The sequence below is a fragment of the Stieleria sedimenti genome (genome assembly GCF_025060895.1).
Classification (GTDB): domain Bacteria; phylum Planctomycetota; class Planctomycetia; order Pirellulales; family Pirellulaceae; genus Stieleria; species Stieleria sedimenti.
This window is the reverse complement of record NZ_JANZKV010000202.1, coordinates 1-3,730: the sequence shown is the minus strand read 5'-3', so window position 1 is coordinate 3,730 and position 3,730 is coordinate 1. Positions and strand designations below refer to the sequence as shown.

Here is a 3,730-nt window from a genome sequence, read left to right as displayed (position 1 = left end):
ATCAGCCGTTTGACGCGAGCCTACGGGCCCCGAGTTGAGTAAACCACGCTTAACTTAGCGGTATTGGGCTTGAGCCGCCCACGGTCGCTGCGACGCAGCGACCGGGAATCGCCTCAAGGCTAAACACCAACGGTTGCCGAATCCCGTGTAACTTATGCTGGTACCGTCTGTACCTGCCCCCTTTTTCGCTCGACACCACTTCTGCTCCATGTCAAAATTTGTTGGCACTGATTTTCGTGTCGTGGTCTCGGTGCTGCTTTCCGTGGCGGTCGGTTGCGGCGATCGCGGGTCATCGACGCCGACGCCGACGCCGACGCGCGAGGCCGAACGCGATGCTTCGGTGAAGATCGATCCTGCATCGCCTGAACGTGCGGCGGAGTCTCGGCTGGCGAATCTTTCCAAGATCCGTCGGATGATCGCCTCCGGTGATGACGTCGGTGCGATGCAGACGGTTCAGTCGCACTTGCTGCGGCATCCCGAGGACGCCAATGCCATGGTGTTGGCGTCGGGATTGTTCAACCGACAGGGACAGGTGGACGACGCGGTCGCGATGCTGGATTCGGCCGCCGAGTTGTCGACCGATGGTGGCTGGAAGTGGCGGAAGCGGGCCGCATCGATGTTGGCCGATGCGGGGCGTTGGCAGGAGTCGATCGAGCGGCTGGAGGTGTTGCTGCGAGAGCGGCCTGAATTAGATGATGTGCGTCACGAGTTGGTTTCGGTATTGAATCAACGAGGGTTTCGATTTGATGCCAACGAGCATGTTCGTCTGTTGTGTCGCCAGGGAAACGCGACACTGGATGAATTGCGTGGGCTGATTTTTCCCGCCCGGTCTTTTACCGGGTTGGCCGAAAAACCGAGGGTGGAGGACGTGGAACAGCACCGTGTCCTCGGTGAGATGAACGTAGCCCGGGCAATGCACGGTGAGGGCGACGTGAAAGACGCATCGCAAGTGTTGAGGGCCAGCCGGTTGCTTGCCGAGCGTCATCCCGCTGCGATGGCGTTTTATGGCCAGCTGTTGATCGAATCGCAGCAGTTCAATGAGTTCCACAAATGGCTCGGCGAAGTCGATCAAGCGTCGCATCGCTATCCGGCGTATTGGTTGGCTCTGGGAAGCTGGGCGATGTGGCAGCGGAAATTTGATTTGGCGGTAGGCCAGTTTGCCCAAGCCATTTTGAGAGAGCCGGGAGACCTGGCGGCGATCGATCGGATGTCGCAGGCGCTTTCCGCCGGCGGTCACCTTGTCGAGCACGAACGGTTTCGGCAGCGCGGCGTGCTGATCGATCGCTTGATGAGGGTCACGAGAAAGTTATTAACCGGTAAAGCGGATCCGGTCGCGATCGACGAAATCTCCAAATTGCTCAACGAATCCGGACGCCCCGTGGAGGCCTTGGGTTGGTATCGCCTTGCCGTCGAGAACATGGGATCGCCCGCCGGCGGAATGCGGCAGCTCGATCAGGCGCTCGCGATGGCAGACGATGACGCGTTTCAACGCAACCGCCTCGCCACGGTCTTATGCGACTTGGATTTGAATCGCTTTCCCGGCGAGGCGGATGGCGCGGCGTTGAAGACCGCGGGGGCGATCGCTACACCGTCGCTGGCAGCACCACCCGCCGGCCAACCCATTGATCCGGTGTTTGTCAACGTCGCGTCGCAGGCTGGCTTGGAGTTCACGTACTACAACGCCCCGCAGCAGCGGCCCCGTGAGCTGCGGCTGTTTGAACAGTTCGGGGCCGGGGTGGCTTGCATCGACTATGACTTGGATGGGAACGTCGACTTTTATTTGGGGCAAGCGTCTAGCGAACCGCCGCACGGTCGTGGCACGCGTCCCAACATGTTGGCTCGCTCGCTGGGTGATCGATTCGTCGGCGTGACGAACGTCGCAAGCTGTGACGACCGGGGCTACACGTGCGGCATCACAGCCGGAGATTGGAATCAAGACGGTTTCCCGGATCTGGTCATTGCCAACGTGATGGGCAACACGTTGTTGATCAATCGAGGCGACGGGACGTTTGCCCCGCAAGCCGGCGACAGCGTCTGGGGCGAACCGTTGTATACCACGAGTTTGGCGATCGGAGATGTCGACGGTGATCATCTGCCCGATCTGGTCGAAGTAAACTATGTCGATGATGCGAGCGTCTTTGATCCGATCCAGTACAAGGCGAACGGGACGCCAGTTCGGCTGCCGGCTCCCTTGGATTTTCGTCCCGGGCGCGATCGTTTGTTTCTGTCCGTCGGCGATGGGACGATGGCCGGTCAGTGGATCGATGAAAGTGGCCAGGTCGCGCCGGGGACCGGGTTGGGGGTGATTCTGGCCGATCTGGATGGGGATCTCGGCAATGAGATCTTGATTGTCAATGATCACTTGGCCAATCACTTGTGGCAGCGACGCGTGGTTGGCGATGGTCGAACGAATGTTTGGCAAGACACTGCCGCGGCGAAGGGTGTCGCGTTTGGCGCCCGCGGGACTCCACTGGGTTGCATGGGGATTGCCGTCGGTGATTTCGACCAGAACGGTCGACCGGATTTGCATGTGACGAATTTTGAACGGGAATGGAACAACCAATTCATGCAAGACGAGAGCGGATTCTTTGATGATTTGGTGATCGCGTTCGGCTTGGATCAACCGACCTACAAGATGCTCGGGTTCGGCGTCCAAGCATTCGACTATGACAACAACACCCGGGACGATTTAGTGATCGGCAACGGACACGTCGAAGACTACTCGGCGGAGGGACGAGCGTTTGAGATGCCGACCTTGGTATTTGCGATGGAGCAAACGCGATTCGTTGCCAAGGACGTGGCGGGCGATCCCGGGTATTGGAATGCGGGGCACCTCTCGCGTGCGCTTGCCAGTTGCGACTGGAATAACGATGGACGCATCGATTTTATCGTGACGGATCTGATCGAGCCGGTGGCGTTGTTAGAGAACCGCACGCAGACGCCGCACCATTGGATGCAGCTTCAGCTGGTCGGAACCACGGCCGAACGCGATGCCATCGGGGCAACGGTCCAGCTGGATATCGGAGGTCAGACGTTGACGAAAGTGGTGCAATCGGGCGATGGCTACCTGTGCCGAAATCAAGCGATCGTCAGTTTCGGGCTCGGAGAGCACGAGGCGGTGGAGCGTTTGGAGATTCGCTGGCCCGATGGCGAAGTCCAGCGGTTCGCGGGCCTTGCCGCTGACCGTCGACTGGTCATCGTCCAGGCTCAAAACGACGCCTTTGAGCTGGGGCGATAAGGAACGGTCTCTTGAGGCGATTCCCAGTCGCTGCGTAGCAGCGAGCAGGGGCGGCTAAAGCCCAATACCGCCAAGTTAACATGAATGAGGGGGCCCGGACGCTGGCGCGAACCGGCTGATCTCAAACGAATATCAGCCNNGCGAAAGCCTGCACACCAACTAATGCCCGTTCCGTCCGGTTTTCCGGTTCGGAATACCTCTTTTGGGTGTGGCTCATTTGTAACTTTTCGTCGTGATTGTTGGACACACGAATTTCAGCCTGGTATCTTGAGACAACGGATTCCGGCCGGCAACGGCTGAATCTGATCCAACACATTGTTCTTTGTATCCCTTCTGTACTTCTTTGCGAGACGACTTTATGAGTCAACGTCTGAATCGACGACAGGGTTTCACACTCGTGGAATTGCTGGTCGTCATTGCCATTATTGGCATTCTGGTGGGGTTGCTCCTGCCCGCGGTCCAAGCCGCCCGGGAAGCAGCTCGTCGGATGAG

At 58.9% G+C, this 3,730-nt stretch carries 2 protein-coding genes; both read left to right on the top strand.

The window, feature by feature from the left end; genetic code table 11:
- The first annotated feature begins 208 nt into the window (after positions 1-208).
- The gene (locus tag NZK35_RS24845) at positions 209-3,238 is read left to right on the top strand and encodes an FG-GAP-like repeat-containing protein (protein WP_259635225.1); all 3,030 of its coding nucleotides are present in this window, start codon (positions 209-211) and stop codon (positions 3,236-3,238) included.
- Between the two features lie 358 nt (positions 3,239-3,596).
- On the top strand, positions 3,597-3,730 hold a 134-nt coding region (locus NZK35_RS24840; RefSeq protein ID WP_261364864.1), incomplete at its 3' end, for a type II secretion system protein.

Coding starts and splice junctions, on each gene's coding strand:
- NZK35_RS24845 (WP_259635225.1), top strand. CDS start 209: ATGTCAAAATTTGTTGGCACTGATTTTCGTGTCGTGGTCTCGGTGCTG.